This is a genomic window from Pseudomonas sp. CHM02 (assembly GCF_000612585.1).
GTDB lineage: Bacteria > Pseudomonadota > Gammaproteobacteria > Pseudomonadales > Pseudomonadaceae > Aquipseudomonas.
Genome location: NZ_JFCA01000069.1, coordinates 13,215 through 27,352, shown reverse-complemented (window position 1 = coordinate 27,352; position 14,138 = coordinate 13,215). Strand labels below are relative to the sequence as shown.

The window sequence follows — 14,138 nt, the reverse complement described above, 5'->3', positions numbered from 1 at the left end:
AAGCAACTGTGTATTCCAAACGCCCTAGTGGAATTTTTTGAAATACACAGCCATGGGCCGGATGAATCCACGATCCATAGGGCAGTTCAAGCTCTGGATTTTTTCAGCCCTCAGAACTCGCCTCTTCACTCTCTACCTACCAAAAATCAGGCAGGTTCCTGAACGGCCTCAGCGACTTTCATCGGCACGATAAAAATATCGCGTGCGACGTTGCCTACAGTATTGGTGGTCACCGAGTCAAAAGCTGCGCCCAGGATGCCTCCCAATAGAGGTACCGCTTTACCCAGATTAATGGCGCCGGTGCTACCGAACTTGGTCAACAGGCGGAACCCCACGGCCTGGTTTATTTTGGTCAAGGTCGCGCCGCTGATTTTGTTGATCGACGTGACGGCTAGTTTGCTGGCGACGTTGATACCGACATCCTTGAGGATGTCTTTAGCCGCATTGCCGGCCAGGCAGGTGTAAACCAGGGTTTTGACGCGATCATCCAGAGGGTCGTGGCCGCCGATGTAAGCAATCGCCGTAATCATGCGCAACTGAACGTACATGACGCTTGCCAGGTTGGCCGGAATCGCCACGGGTAGCGTAATAATCCCGCCTAGCCCCGTAAGAAATCCTGAAGTAGCAGCCTTGGTGTTCTGCCAGCGGATCAGGGAGTTCATTGCGTCCAGAGGGGTATCGTTATTTTTGCTGTATTCAGCAGCAAATTCCTGCGCAGTGCCCGTTCCCGGGATGCCGTCCATTGCCTTTTCGAAAGCCCAATCCAGTGCCTGGGTGAGTGTTGCCATCGTTAATTCGGTTGCCATTATGTTTACCCATCCCTGTAAAATGGCAGCCAACATATCAAAATGCCACTATCAAATCCATGACCTCCTGAGGATCCTCCAGGAGCGATCGACAAAACCCGCGTGATCGCGGTTTTGTTGACTCTGGATGGAGCGGGTGGGACGTCTAGCCGCCCGGTAACAACAAAGGCCGAGACGTCACCAGACATCCCGGCCCCTCTCATCAGAAATCCCAGCGTGTCGATACCATCACATTGCGCGGATCCCCATAGTACGAAGACCGGTAGAACCCGACGTTGGTGAAGTACTTCTTATCCAGCACGTTGTTGACGTTCACCGACGCCGACAGGTTTTTGCTGATCTGGTAGCGCGCCATTACGTCAACCAGCCAGTACGGGTCTTGGGAGAAGTCCTGGTTCGCGCTTTTGCGGGTGTTGTAGACCTCTTGCCAGCCCTTGCCTTGCCAGCGTGCGCCGCCGCCGAGGGTGAGATTGTCGAGGCTGCCAGTGAGTTTGTAGCTGGTGTAGAAGTTGAGTTGGTCTTCAGGCTCCCAGGTCGAGAATTTTTTGCCGTCTTCGCTGCGGATAACTTTGTGGGTGTAACCCGCCTGCAACTGCCAGCCCGGAGCGAGTTCGCCGGATATCTCGGCTTCGTAGCCTTTGGTCTTGGCCTTGATGCCCATGTAGGCCCAATCCACGAGTGAGCCGACCGGCATGTTGTTGTTGAATTCGGTGTCTTCTTCGGCGCGATTGGTCTCGTGGATTTCAAAGTAAGCGAGGCTTGTGTTCAGGCGGCCGTCGTAGAACTCGCCCTTAAGCCCCACTTCGTAGTTCTTGCCCTCGTCGGGCTCGACCATTTTGTTGTTGCGGTCCGGCCGCAACTGTTGGGGCATGAAGATCTCGGTGTAGCTGGCGTACGCCGAGAAGTTGTCGTTGAGGTCGTACACCACGCCAACGTAGGGGATGACTTTGCCGGTTTCCCGCGAATCGTTGGTGCCGGTGAGGCGGTAATCCGTGAGGCGTGAGCCGAGCAATAGGGACAGGTCGTCGGTGAGGCTCAGCCGTGTCGAGAAATACACTGCGGCCTGGCGGGTGATGTCGTCTTTGTGGACGGGCTGGCCCCAATCGGGCTCCAGGCTGTCTCCGTCCCAGCCATACAGATCAAAGTCATTGCCATCTTTATAGGTCGGGTTGTAGTAGTCCTTGCCTTTCCAATGCGTGCGCGAGACCGACGAGCCCACTACCAGTTGATGTTCGCGGCCACCCAGGTCGAACGGGCCGGAGAGGTAGAAGTCGCCGTTGTTGCTTATGGTGCTGCCTGTGTATTTCGCGGCATAGACAGAGGCTCTATCTGTACTAAGGGACTTCGGAGAGGCGTAGCCCAATGGTGCATCGTAACCGTTGAGTTGGTTGCTGTAATTGGCCTTGGCGACCCAACCGTTATCCAGCGCATGCTCGAGCGTGGCGAAGACACTGCGGCTGTATTGCTGCCATCCGCTCCATTTCGGGCCGTTGTTGTAGGAACGATTGAAGCTGATGTCATTGCCCATGCCATCAAACAGTGAGCGGCTGCCTGACCAACTGGAGCCTTTGGGATCGTTGTTCTGGTAATCGGCGCCGACAGTCAGAAGGGTGTCGGGCGAGAGGTCGAACTCTAGAATGCCGTAATAGACGTTGGTCTTGCGCTCGTAGTGGTCCATGAACGAATGCTTGTCCTGATACACCGTCACGGCGCGCCCGCGCACATTGCCGCTGTCGGTGAGCGGGCCGCTCACGTCGAGTTCCGAGCGATAGTTGTCCCAGGAGCCTGCGCCCAGGGCCACGTGGCCCTTGAGTTCACCTGTGGGTTTTTTGCGTACCAGGTTGATGGTCCCGCCGGGGCCGCCCGCGCCGGTCATCAGGCCAGTGGTGCCCTTCAGCACCTCGACGCGGTCGTAGATCGCCATGTCGCTCAGGGTCTGGCCGGCCGAGTAGCCGTCATTACGCGTGGTGGGGACACCATCGTATTGGAAGTTCTGGATTGGAAAACCGCGCGCGTAATAGTTGGTGCGCTCGGTATCGAAGGTTGAGACGGTGATGCCGGGCGTATGGCGCATAACATCGTCGATGGAGTTCAGCGCGAAGTCGTCCATGGTCTGGCGAGTGACAACCGAGATCGACTGCGGGGTTTCCCGTGGAGTCAGCACCATGCGTGTGGCCGTGGCAATAGTGCCCGGCGTGTAGGAACCCGAACCTTCGGTGATGGTACCCAACTGGTTGGCGTTCACCTGAGTCGCTTGCAGCTCCACCTTGCCATCCTGCGAAGCCGGCTTGGCCACCACGCGATACCCGCCCTGCTCTGGCTCTGCCTGCAAACCGGCCGGGGCCAACAGGCGCTCAAGGCCTTCGTCGACAGCAAAGTGGCCTTTCAGTCCCGGGCTCCGAAGACCGGCCGCCAGCGCCGAATCAACACCGATCATCACGCCCGACTGTTGCCCAAAGGCGCCCAGCACACGGTCGAGACTGCCGGCGGGGATGTCATAGGTCTGGCGCTGAATATGTTCGCCGCTGGGTACCAAGCTAGCGGCCATGACGCCGTGGCTTGCGGTTGCCACCGATAAACCGAAGATGACGGTGCGCAACGCACTGGCGAGAGGAGTGACGCGGCTGAGCATAAAGACTGTCCTGTCGTGAAAGGTTGGGTGGACGCTTTTTTCTGCGTCTTACCTGTCTTGATGCTCGAGACGGAAAAACCTGCCACGTGGCGTAAGAAAAATCTGCGGTCAGGCGGGCACGACCGTGGCCAGGTAGCCGAACACCCGCTGTACGCGGACGGGCAGTACCCTGGCCAGCAGGTCGAGACTGGCTTCCGGCTGATCCAGCGAGAACGAACCGGACACCTGCAGCCCCGCCACCTGCGGGTCACAACGCAGTACGCCACGCCGGTAGCGGTCGAGTTGCTCAAGGAGTTCACCCAACGGCATGCGTTCGGCGATCAGCAATCCCTGGGTCCAGGCTTCGGCGGTTGACGGTACTGGCGTCGGTGGCGCGCTGCGCTGACTGTCGAAGGTCAGTTGCTGCCCGGCATCCAGTCTGATGGCCGCGCCCCGCTGTGGCTCGACCGAGGCACTGCCCGACAGCAATTGCACCTGGGTGCCCGGCTGGCGAGGCAAATCCTGGCTGATGATCAACCGCGACGACGCCGTCGGCCGCACCCAGCCATTGGCAGTATGGATCGCGGTCATGCCGCGGGTGCCGGTGCTCAGCAGCAGCCGGCCGAGGTTCAGGGTCATGTCGGCGCCTCGAATATCCACCGCCGTACGGGTATCGAGCTGCAACTCACCGGCATCGGCCAGCAACAGGCGTCGTCGCTCGCCCGTGGCGGTGTGGTAGTCGCTGAACAGTTCCGGCAACAACACCCGCTCGCGCACGCTCAAGCCCACGGCTGTCGCCACACCCAAGCCCGCAAGGCCCTTGAGCAACGTGCGCCGCGAGGGTGCGCCGCGCGCGCGCAGTAATTGCCGGGCATCAGGCGCCGACAACGCGTGGGTATGGATGCGCATATCGCGGCTGAGTCCAGCCAGGCGCTGCCAGGCCAGTTCATGCTGGGGGTTTTCATTGCGCCACTGTTGGCAGGCGTGTTGCTCGGCGGCGCCGCAGGTACCCGATTGCAGGGCCACCATCCAGTTCAAGGCCTGGTCCAGTACGCTTTCATCCAATGCCTGATCGCTGGCGGCCTGCAGACGGTTCATGCGCCGTACACCGCCAGGTAGCAATGGCGATAGGCCTTGAGCATGGCTTTTTGCACAACGTTCACGCTTACGTCCATGCGTTCGGCGATCTGTGGGTAAGTCAGGCCATCGAGCTGCGAGAGCAGGAAAATCTCGCGCACTTTGCTGCCCAGCCCGTCCAGGACCTGCCCGACGGCATCCAGCGCTTCGAGCACCAGCAAGCGGGTTTCCGGCGACGGCATGTGCTCGGGCTCCAAAACCGTCAGCGATTGCTCATACGCACGTTCCAGCGCCTGGCGACGGAAATATTGCCCGCATAAACGGCTGGCGACGGTCGTGAGGTAGGCACGCGGCTCGCGAAGAATCGGCACACTGCCGCTGCTCAGAATTCGCACGAACGTATCCTGCGCCAGATCCAGGGCTACGTCCTGCCCGCCCAGCTTGCGTCGCAGCAACTGCACGACCCAGCTGTGGTGCTGGGCATAGAGCTCGCCAACGACGCATTGGGCAGAAGAGGAGGTGGCCACGGCAGGTTATCCAGAGGGCGGAAACAGAAAGTCACACATGATAATACTTCTCATTAGAGACTGTCAGGCGTTTCTCGCCTCTTCAGTGCAGCTCACAAAACAAACCAAATTGGTTGCATACCAACCATATCGGTAGAATAATCCAGCCCCACGCCACCGAGAGCGTACTCACGCTCGCCGGCCTGCGCTCGCACACCTCACACCCAGGAGTACACCGGTGACCTTCCTGCACAGCGCTTTCGCCCTGATCCAACAGCATCGCCGGGCGTTTATCGTCCTCAACCTGGCCTTCTACGGCCTGTTCGCCGTGATGATGCTGGTCACCGCGCTCACGCCCGAGCTGCATGGCGTGTTCGAGCCGAATATCGATAAAGCCTTCGCCGAGCCGGGCCTGTTCAAAATGGCTGGGGATATCTATGCCAGCAAAAATCTGCCGCTGGCGATGGCAATTACATTTCTGGTCAACCTGGGCGTGGCGGTAGGGATGACGACATTGCCCTCGCTGCTGATCCCGTTTGCCGGCATCGCATTGACGTTGTACCGTGGTTTTTTGTGGGGCGTGATGTTCTCGCCAATAGGTGCCGATCGCGCCACGCTGATCCCGCATTCGCTCACGCTGTTGATCGAAGGGCAGGCCTATGTACTGGCGGCGTTTGCCGTGTATGTACAAGGGCGGATGTGGCTGTGGCCCCACCGCTATGGGCTGGGCTCGCGCTGGGACGGATACAAGGCAGGCGTGCGTGCGACGGGGCGGCTGTATCTTCTGGTGACGCTGGCGCTGCTGATCGGCGCGGTCTACGAGGCACTGGAAGTCATCTACCTCATGCCGCTGCTGGTGTGAACCGGCTGCGACGACACAAGTGGACGCTGATCGGGCTGGGCATTGCTTTCTACAGCGTTGCTGCCGCCCTGCCGCTGCCCGAAGACCTTATGTCGCCCGGCGCCAGGCACGGCGTCTGGAGCCACAGGATCCTGGGGATCGTCAGGGGGTTGTGAAGCCGTGATGCCCGAGCGCGTCCATCGCCGCAAGGATGATGAGCGAACGCCACTCGCGCTGGATACCCGAACGCACTGCCACCAGTGACGTGGCCCCCAACCCGGTGAGAGCGCTGGTGACACGCACCAGCCGTTCCTGCGTCGCAGTGGCCAGGTCAATACCGAGGGCGACGTACACCAGCAACCCCATCTGCATCAACTCGGGCGCATCACTCTGTTCGCCCTCCACCAAGCGGTTGGCAAACGCCGACACACCCGGCCAATCAAAGGTGAAATCCACCAGGTTCTCGATCACCGCACGCTCGCGCTCGACGCCCGGCGCCAGGCCCTCGACACTCTCGACCAACACCTGCATATGCTCGATGCCGGTGCGCAACGCTGCGTCATACAACGCTTGCTTGCTCGGGAAATGGTGGAGTAAACCGGCCTTGGAGTAGCTGACGGCATCAGCAATCTGCTGAAGCGAGGTGTGCGCAAAACCGTGCTTGGCAAACAGGCCGGCAGCTCGGTCGATGATTTCGGCATTCAGTTCGGATTTGGTCATTCTAGGCATCGCGGGAGGTTAGCATAGCGCCAGGGTGATGGTGGAGCGGTCGACGGTAGTCCCGTGGCCATACACCCGCCGACTGGATGAACTGCGCGTCCTTCTGGATGCCTTGCAAAAACCCCACACTCGTTCACGAAATATTCAGAAACGCGAAGGGATACTAGCCAATTGCAATGACCGTTCCTCCGGACGGTTCTCCTGCCCTGGTAGCCACACCCCATGACGCGTCCCGTTCCCCTGCTGCTCCTGCTTGCTGGCCTGTTGTTCTTCTTTGCCCTGGGTAACCACGAGCTGCAAGGCTCCACCGAGGCCCGCGTCGCCGGGATCGCCATGGCCATGCACTTGGACAATAACTGGGTAGTGCCCCAGTTGTTTCGCGAACCCTTCCTGGAAAAACCGCCCCTGAGCCTGTGGATCGACGCCGGGGCCATTCGCCTGTTTGGCGGCACCACTTGGGCCGTACGCCTGGCCTCGGCGTTTGCCGGGTTGTTCAGCGTGATGCTGCTGTATGCAATGTTGCGCCGGTTCGGACGCCCGCAGACGCTGGCGTTCAGCGCGGCATTGATCCTGGCGACCATGGCCAGCTACTGGGGCAACGTGCGGGGTGTGGGTGAGGATTCGTTGCTCAGCCTGGGCGTGACCACAGCGTTGCTGGCGTTCTACCAGGCCGTGCGGCCCGATCGCCAGGGCTCCAGCGCCGGCGCATGGGCACTGTTTACCGCGGGGATGTTGATCGCCACCCTCAGCAAAGGCGTGTTGGGACTGGCGATGCCGGGCATTGTGATTTTTGTGTATCTGGCCAGCACCTGCTTGATGGACAAGCGCCTTAACCTTGGCGACTGGCTCAAGCCCGCGCTGTTTACCGTATTGGCGCTGGTGCCGTTGGTGATCTGGCTGGGTTTCCTGTTCCAGCGTGGCGGGATGCAGGCAGTGGCCGAAGTGCTGTTGACCAACAGTGTCGGTCGCTTCAGCGGCTCGTTTGTCGAAGCCGGGCATTACGAGCCGTTCTACTACTACCTCTTGAAACTGCCCGAAGCGTTCCTGCCCTGGAATATCCTGGTGTACCTGGGCTTGTGGCATTTCCGTAAAAGCCTGGTGCGCAACCGCTACCGCCTGTTCTTCAGCGTCTGGCTGGTGGCGCAGTTCACCCTGCTCACCCTGGCGTCGAGCAAACGCACCGTGTACCTGATGGCACTGACGCCCGCCGCCGCCGTGCTGGCCGCGGAATATGCACGGGTACTGCTGGACTGGCTGAAGATCCGCAAACCCGCGCTGCACAACCATCACAGAACAGTGGTGGGCGGCGTGTTCACCCTGGCCGTGGGCTGCTACCTGATAGCGGCCTTCTGGTTCGCGCCCAAGGCCGACGTGCGCCACTCGTTCGTCCCGGTGATCAGCCAGGTCCAGGCATTCAAAGACGAAGGCAGGGAGGTGGTGCTGTTCCGGCCCAACGAACGCATCGCCGGGGCCAGCGTGTTCTACCTGCAGGCCTACTTGCCGATCCTGCAAACCGAGGCCGAACTGCACAGCTACCTCGGCGCCAGGCCCGGCAACGTTGCGTTGCTGGACCATACCGACGACCTGGCCAACCCGGTAAAGGTGATCAAGCAGATGTCGATCAATCGCCAGCCTTACGCCTTCGTGGAGCAATAAGGCCGGCGCAGGGCATCAGTGCTTGGTGACCTTGTCCAGGTAACCCATGGCGAACGCCGAGACCACGAAGGTCATGTGGATGATCACGTACCACATCAAGTGCTGCGGATCGACGTTCTTGGCGTCCATGAAGATGCGCAGCAAGTGGATGGACGAAATCGCCACGATGGAAGCCGCCACTTTCATCTTCAGCGACGAAGAGTCCATGGTGCCCAGCCAGTTGAGTTTCTCTTTGTTGTCATCGATATCCAGTTGCGAGACGAAGTTCTCGTAGCCGGAGATCATCACCATCACCAGCAGGCCGCCGACCAGAGCCATGTCGATCAGCGACAACAGCACCAGGATCAGCTCGGACTCAGCCATCGAGAACACGCTCGGCAGCAGGTGAAACACCTCCTGGAAGAATTTCAGCGCCAGCGCCAGCAACCCCAGGGACAGGCCGAAATAGATTGGCGCCAGCAGCCAGCGCGAGGCGTACATAGCATTTTCGATAAAGCGTTCCATTGAATCTCACACAGCTTGGCTAAAAATGGCGGCGAGTATACCAGCCGCTACAAGACACCTGTAAGCACGAGAAAACTGACCTGTGCGGCATCTGTAAGGGAATTTTTCTGCTAGTGTCGAGCCCAATAAATCGGCTCGATGACGTCGGACAGGAAAAACTCAGATGATGGATGTGCGATCCCCTTTGGCCAGTATCGGCCTGTGCGCGGCATTGCTGTTTGCCGGCGGCTGCTCCCCCAGCGACGAGCAGAAGCAGACCACCCTCGAAGAGAAAACCGCCAAGTTCGAACAATCCCTCGACAGCATCCAGGACCCCAAGCTGCGCGACGCCGTCGCCGACCTGGGGGGGTCGCTGCTGTTGCTGGAACGGGCGCGGGTCAAACTCGCCACCAAGCCGGTCGAAGCCGAATACGGCGAAGACACCTTGGCGCTGCTCAAGCACTACCCCACGCCCCAGGCGCTGGTGGACACCTACATCAATGGCCTGTTCGTGCTGCGCAAGACGTCCCATTCCGACTATCTGACCGACTTGCAGCCGGTGTTCCCTTTCAACTTCAACATCCCGGACCAGTTCCCCTTCCCCCACGGCCTGGAATGGCAGTCGGTGACCCTGAGCAACAACAAGGTCATCCCCTTTCAGCCGGAATGGTCGGAAACCGATCCCGGCATCCAGTTGAGCCCCAGCAGTTCCAACCTGACCAACCCCGACGACCTGACGGTGACCTACCCGTTCATCGACGGCATCGAGACGGAAAACAAGAGCCAGCCTCAGCCCGTCAGCCTCAAGGGCTCCGTCGAAGTGGTCGCGCCGGGAAAGGTGTTGACGTTTGATCTGTCGAAAAAGGACGTAGGCCACACGCGTACCGAAGGCAATATCAGCCTCAAGCTGCTGCTCCTGGAGAAGAATTACGCCGAGATCGAGCTGACCAACAGCCAACCGCTGGCGCCTGAAGTCGGCGATGAATCGCCCAACCCGCTGCTGGTACAGGCGCGGGACAGCACCGGGCAATTCCTCACGCGCTCGGGCTCGATCAACGAAAGCAGTGCGCAAGTGGCGTTCTACGAGAAACAGCTGGCCGAGATGCAAAAACAGAAGGCCTGGTCGGAGGCGTTCGAAAAACAGCTCGCCGATGAGCAAAAGGCCTTCGAACACAAGCAGAGCAGCCATTACGCCAAGGTGTATTTCAATGGTTTGATCGACAACCTGCAGGTCAACGTACTGGATTTCTCCACCGCGACCCTCACCCGCAAAGACCTCGACCTGCCGGTGCTGCGCTTCGACAAGAACAGCCTGCAGAAGACCGTACAGCCGCTGCCGATGCCGGTCACCGTGTATGACGACGGCGCCGCCAGTTGGCTCAAAGACGCGAGCATGACCGAAGACCAACTGAAAAACAGCGTCACCATCAGCCAGTCGGTCGAAGACGCCAGCGCCGCCCACATCGAGTTTGACCACCCGTTCACGTTCAATGACGACCTGGTAGGCAACGAGCGCAACAGCAGCGAATCACCGGTGACCTTCTTCACCGCCGACGAGAAAGGCGAACGTGGCGAGCCGATCGAATTACCGACCGAGGCCTTCGAGCTGAACCCGGCGCGCGGCACCCTCACCTACGACCTGAACCTGTTCCCGGAAAACCCGGCCTATGTCGTAGGCTCGATTCCGCTGTTCCTGGCGACCATCGAGAAAGCCGAGATAGACGTGACCAAGCTGCCCAAAGGGCTGACGCTCAAGGACAACGCGCTGATCGTCGACCAGAAGGAATTCCCCGCCGACAGCTGGCGCTTCTACGCCAAGGACGCCAGCGGCAATTACCTCAAGGAAATTCTCGGCGTCAGCCACCGCGCCGAGGAGTACGGCACGGCGATGTTCGACGTGCATTACTTCTACGGCCAGCCGACGACCCTGGAAAGCTACCAGCGCACCGACCTGAGCACCGTGCAATACGGCTTCGAGGTCAAGCTGGACAAACCCGAGAGCAAATAACCGACGCCTACAGGGCCAACCGGTCATGCCCGCCGTTGAGCTGACGCAGATGGGCCTGCATGTGCAGGCACCAGATCTGCGGGTCGCCTGCCAGCTCATAGCCGTGCAGGGTCAGACTGTCCACGATGGATTCCAGAATATTTTCCGCCACGAATGGCCCTGGGAACGGGCCTTGGGACTTGATGGTGGAGGGCTGTTCACCGGTCATTCCGGCGGCAAACAACAAGGTCCACATCCCGTTATCCCCTGCGAGAGGGCGAATGGAGCATTCGATACGGGTAACCAGGCCAAAGCACTGGCGGGTAAGGCAGAGGTTGCGCGGCATGGCGGCGACCCTCGGTAGATCGGTGTTCAACCTGCGCCTGGGGCGAGGCTGTTTCTATCCAGCGACTCCTGTGGATATCCCTTGAGCACAGAATAGAAGAAAACCACGACAAACCAAGGTTGTAGGGACAGACGGGCGTCGGCGCTAAAGTCTCGCCAAATTTGTGACGGTTTTGCCCGTCATGTGGTGAGCGTGCTGTTGTGGTGAGCAGGCTTGCCCCGCGCTGGGCTGCGAAGCGGCCCCAGTGGGACCAGTGCGGTGTGCTAGTGAGATTGAGTTGTTTGGTTTTGGGGCTGCTCCGCAGCCCAGCGCGGGGCAAGCCCGCTCACCACAACAGCCCGCTCACCACAACAAGCGGGCTCACCACAACAGCCCACCAGTCACTACAACTCACTCAGCCATCAAGTGGGCTTGGCTTCGGCCAGCGCCTGCTGTGCCAGCTCCTTCTCCGCTTCTTTGAGGTCTTCCTCGCTGATCATCTCGGCAATCGCGCGCAACCGCTCTACCACCCGCGCATTCACCGAGCCTTCAGGGAATTGCCCCTCGGCATCCGGCTCACCGGCAGGCTCGCCCACCAGCAGGCTCAACGCCTCATCCGCCTGACGCACCGCGTAGATGTGGAACTGCCCCGCACGCACGGCCTGCAGTACCTTCTCATCGAGCATCAGCGTGGCGACGTTGGCCTGGGGAATGATCGCCCCCTGCTCGCCAGTCAAACCGCGTGCTTCACACAGGCGGAAGAAGCCTTCGATCTTCTCGTTGACCCCGCCCACCGCCTGCACTTCACCAAACTGGTTGATGGAGCCGGTGATGGCAAAGCACTGCTTGAGTGGCGTCTTCGACAGCGCCGAAATTAGGGTGCACGCTTCGCCCAGAGACGCACTGTCGCCATCCACGTAGCCGTAGGACTGCTCCAGCGCGATACTCGCGGAGATCGCCAGCGGGAATTCCTGGGCATAACGGCTGCCCAGGTAACCCGTGAGGATCATCACGCCCTTGGAGTGGATCGGCTGGCCGAGGTTGACCTCGCGCTCGATATCGACAATGCCGCTGCCGCCTGGGTACACCGTGGCGGAGATCCGCGCCGGCACGCCGAAGGCCGAATCACCGACCTCCAGCACCGTCAGCCCGTTGCACTTGCCGACGGCGGCACCCGCAGTGTCGATCAGGATCACCCCGGCGAGCATGTCGTCGAGAATCCGCGCCGAGACCCGCCCGGTGCGCGTGGCCTTGGCCTTGAGGGCGCGCTCGATATGGCCGGCGTCGGTCATCTCGTCACCCGCCAGGTGGCGAATGAAGTCCGCCTCGCTGACCAACTGGAACAAGTCCCCAATACGCGCCGACAAGCGCCCTTGATGCTCGGCCAGGCGTGCGCTGTAGGTGGCCAGCCGCGCCACCGCATCCGACGTCAGCGGCGCCATGCCCTCTTCCGACGTGCGGGTTTTGAGCAACTGCGCGAACTGCTCCAGGCTTTCGTCAACCATCGGGATGTCTTCGTCGAAGTCCACCAGCACCCGGAACATCTCCTGGAAGTCCGGATCGGCGTCCTGCAACGCGTAGTACAGCTGGCGCGAACCGATGATGATCACCTTGACCTGCAACGGGATCATCTGCGGGTTGAGCGTTACGGTCGCCAAGCGGCCCAACTCGCCCAGCGGCGACTCCATCTTCAGTTTGCGCGACTGCAGGGAACGCTTGAGGGCATCCCACACAAACGGCTCGCTGAGCATTTTTTCGGCTTCAAGAATCAGGAAACCGCCGTTGGCACGGTGCAAGGCGCCCGGGCGCAACTGGCGATAGGTGGTGTAGAGCGCGCCTTGATCGGTGCTGTATTCGATACGGCCGAACAGGTTGTCGTAGGTCGGGTGCGGTTCAAACACCACCGGTGCGCCACCGTTGACCGGATGCCCCACCACCAGGCTTGGGCAGTACTGCTCTTCGAGCAGCTTGCGCGCCTGGGCGTCGGTCTTGGCGTCGTCGACCAGTTGCTCGACCACGGTTTTCAGCAGGTACACCTGCATGGCCTGCAGGTAACCGCAAACGGCCGCGTTCTCTGCGTACTTTTCCGACAGCGGCGCCAGCAAAGGCTGCAGGGCCAGAGTGATGGTTTCCTCGTTGAACTGACGCAGTTGGTTATTCGACTCACGCTTCCACTGCGGCAGGCTCGCCAACTCTTCGTTGAGGCGTTCTTCGAGCTCGGAAATATCCGAGTGGAAGCGCTCGCGGTCGGCTTCCGGCAACTGCGAGAACTCGGCCTCGTCCAGCGCCTTGCCGTCGAGCATCGGCGTGAATGCGATGTTGGAGCTGTCGCGGTACAGCGCCACGTCTTTTTCCAGGGCCAGGCGCTCGATCACGTCCAGGGCCTTGTCGTAGCGCTGGTTGAACGCACGGTCGATGGCGCTTTTGCGCTGTTGATACGTCGGGTGCTCGAAGACCGCCGGGAAGGTGGCCACCAGGTTGTCGACCAACCCGTTGATATCGGCAATGAACGCCGCCGCCGCGCCGCCCGGTAATTCCAGGGCACGCGGTTCGCGAGGCTCATCGAAATTGTTCACGTAGACCCAGTCCGCCGGGGTCTGCAGGCGCTTGCCTTCGGCTTTCAGGTAGCGTTTGACGAACGAAAAGCGGCCGGTGCCCGGCTCGCCCATGACAAACACGTTGTAACCGGGGCGTGGCATGGCCACACCGAACTGCAAGGCTTCAACCGCACGTTCCTGGCCAAGCACACCGCGAAAGGGCTCCAAATCATTGGTGGTCGAGAAGCTGAACTGTTCAGCGGAGAAAGGGCGAGTCAGCGCTTCGGGCGCTAGACGCAAGCTGGCAGCAACAGGATCAGGCATCGGGCTTCCTTACATCAGGCGGGGCAGATAGCGGCATTCTGGCTCCCGGTTGCGCGCTCTGGCAAGGCGCGCTTTGGGGAAAGCATAGACACAGGATGTGTCCTGCAAAAAAATCGCGACATCGCCAATTGTTTTATAAAAACACACGGAACCCTTGGAACGTGCCTAAACTCCAAACTGCGCGGGTTGGACTAATAACCGATCCCTAGGGCGCTATGAAGTGCCTGAACCCTTGTCCATTGGTTTGCACACAAAGAGAACAAAG

The 14,138-nt window shown here is 60.3% G+C and carries 11 protein-coding genes; 3 read left to right on the top strand and 8 right to left on the bottom strand.

The window, feature by feature from the left end; all coding sequences use genetic code 11:
• Positions 1-146: 146 nt before the first annotated feature.
• The 4 genes from BM70_RS0128775 to BM70_RS0128760 form a co-directional block, all read right to left on the bottom strand.
• Positions 147-842: an EcsC family protein gene (locus tag BM70_RS0128775; protein ID WP_371262190.1), complete on the bottom strand. Its 696-nt coding sequence runs from the start codon at positions 840-842 to the stop codon at positions 147-149.
• 166 nt (positions 843-1,008) lie between these two features.
• Positions 1,009-3,438, bottom strand: coding sequence for a TonB-dependent siderophore receptor (locus BM70_RS0128770; protein ID WP_025859230.1), 2,430 nt, complete (start codon positions 3,436-3,438; stop codon positions 1,009-1,011).
• Between the two features lie 108 nt (positions 3,439-3,546).
• The gene (locus BM70_RS0128765; RefSeq protein WP_025859229.1) at positions 3,547-4,515 is read right to left on the bottom strand and encodes a DUF4880 domain-containing protein; all 969 of its coding nucleotides are present in this window, start codon (positions 4,513-4,515) and stop codon (positions 3,547-3,549) included.
• A complete protein-coding gene (locus BM70_RS0128760) occupies positions 4,512-5,021 on the bottom strand; it encodes a sigma-70 family RNA polymerase sigma factor (protein ID WP_025859228.1) in 510 nt (169 codons plus the stop codon). The genes BM70_RS0128765 and BM70_RS0128760 overlap by 4 nt, the downstream gene beginning before the upstream one ends.
• 217 nt (positions 5,022-5,238) lie before the next feature.
• On the opposite strand from BM70_RS0128760, the gene BM70_RS33255 reads away from it, so the two are divergent.
• Positions 5,239-5,862 carry a stage II sporulation protein M gene (locus tag BM70_RS33255; RefSeq protein ID WP_025859227.1) on the top strand — a complete coding sequence of 208 codons (624 nt, stop codon included), beginning with the start codon at positions 5,239-5,241 and terminating at the stop codon, positions 5,860-5,862.
• Between the two features lie 141 nt (positions 5,863-6,003).
• Here the strand turns inward: BM70_RS33255 and BM70_RS0128745 are convergent, their stop codons facing one another.
• Complete coding sequence (locus tag BM70_RS0128745) at positions 6,004-6,561, bottom strand: TetR/AcrR family transcriptional regulator (protein WP_043274422.1); 558 nt, start codon at positions 6,559-6,561, stop codon at positions 6,004-6,006.
• Positions 6,562-6,783: 222 nt separating this feature from the next.
• Between BM70_RS0128745 and BM70_RS0128740 the strand changes: the two genes are divergently transcribed.
• Complete coding sequence (locus BM70_RS0128740) at positions 6,784-8,217, top strand: glycosyltransferase family 39 protein (protein WP_025859224.1); 1,434 nt, start codon at positions 6,784-6,786, stop codon at positions 8,215-8,217.
• 15 nt (positions 8,218-8,232) lie between these two features.
• Here BM70_RS0128740 and BM70_RS0128735 read toward each other — a convergent pair whose 3' ends face one another.
• Positions 8,233-8,721, bottom strand: a complete 489-nt coding sequence (locus BM70_RS0128735; protein ID WP_025859223.1) for a TIGR00645 family protein — start codon at positions 8,719-8,721, stop codon at positions 8,233-8,235.
• A 163-nt stretch (positions 8,722-8,884) separates the two neighbouring features.
• Between BM70_RS0128735 and BM70_RS0128730 the strand changes: the two genes are divergently transcribed.
• A complete protein-coding gene (locus BM70_RS0128730; protein ID WP_081782153.1) occupies positions 8,885-10,708 on the top strand; it encodes a hypothetical protein in 1,824 nt (607 codons plus the stop codon).
• 7 nt (positions 10,709-10,715) lie between these two features.
• Here the strand turns inward: BM70_RS0128730 and BM70_RS0128725 are convergent, their stop codons facing one another.
• Positions 10,716-11,033, bottom strand: a complete 318-nt coding sequence (locus BM70_RS0128725; RefSeq protein ID WP_025859221.1) for a hypothetical protein — start codon at positions 11,031-11,033, stop codon at positions 10,716-10,718.
• Positions 11,034-11,434: 401 nt separating this feature from the next.
• Complete coding sequence (locus BM70_RS0128720; protein WP_025859220.1) at positions 11,435-13,873, bottom strand: Lon protease family protein; 2,439 nt, start codon at positions 13,871-13,873, stop codon at positions 11,435-11,437.
• Between the last annotated feature and the right edge of the window lie 265 nt (positions 13,874-14,138).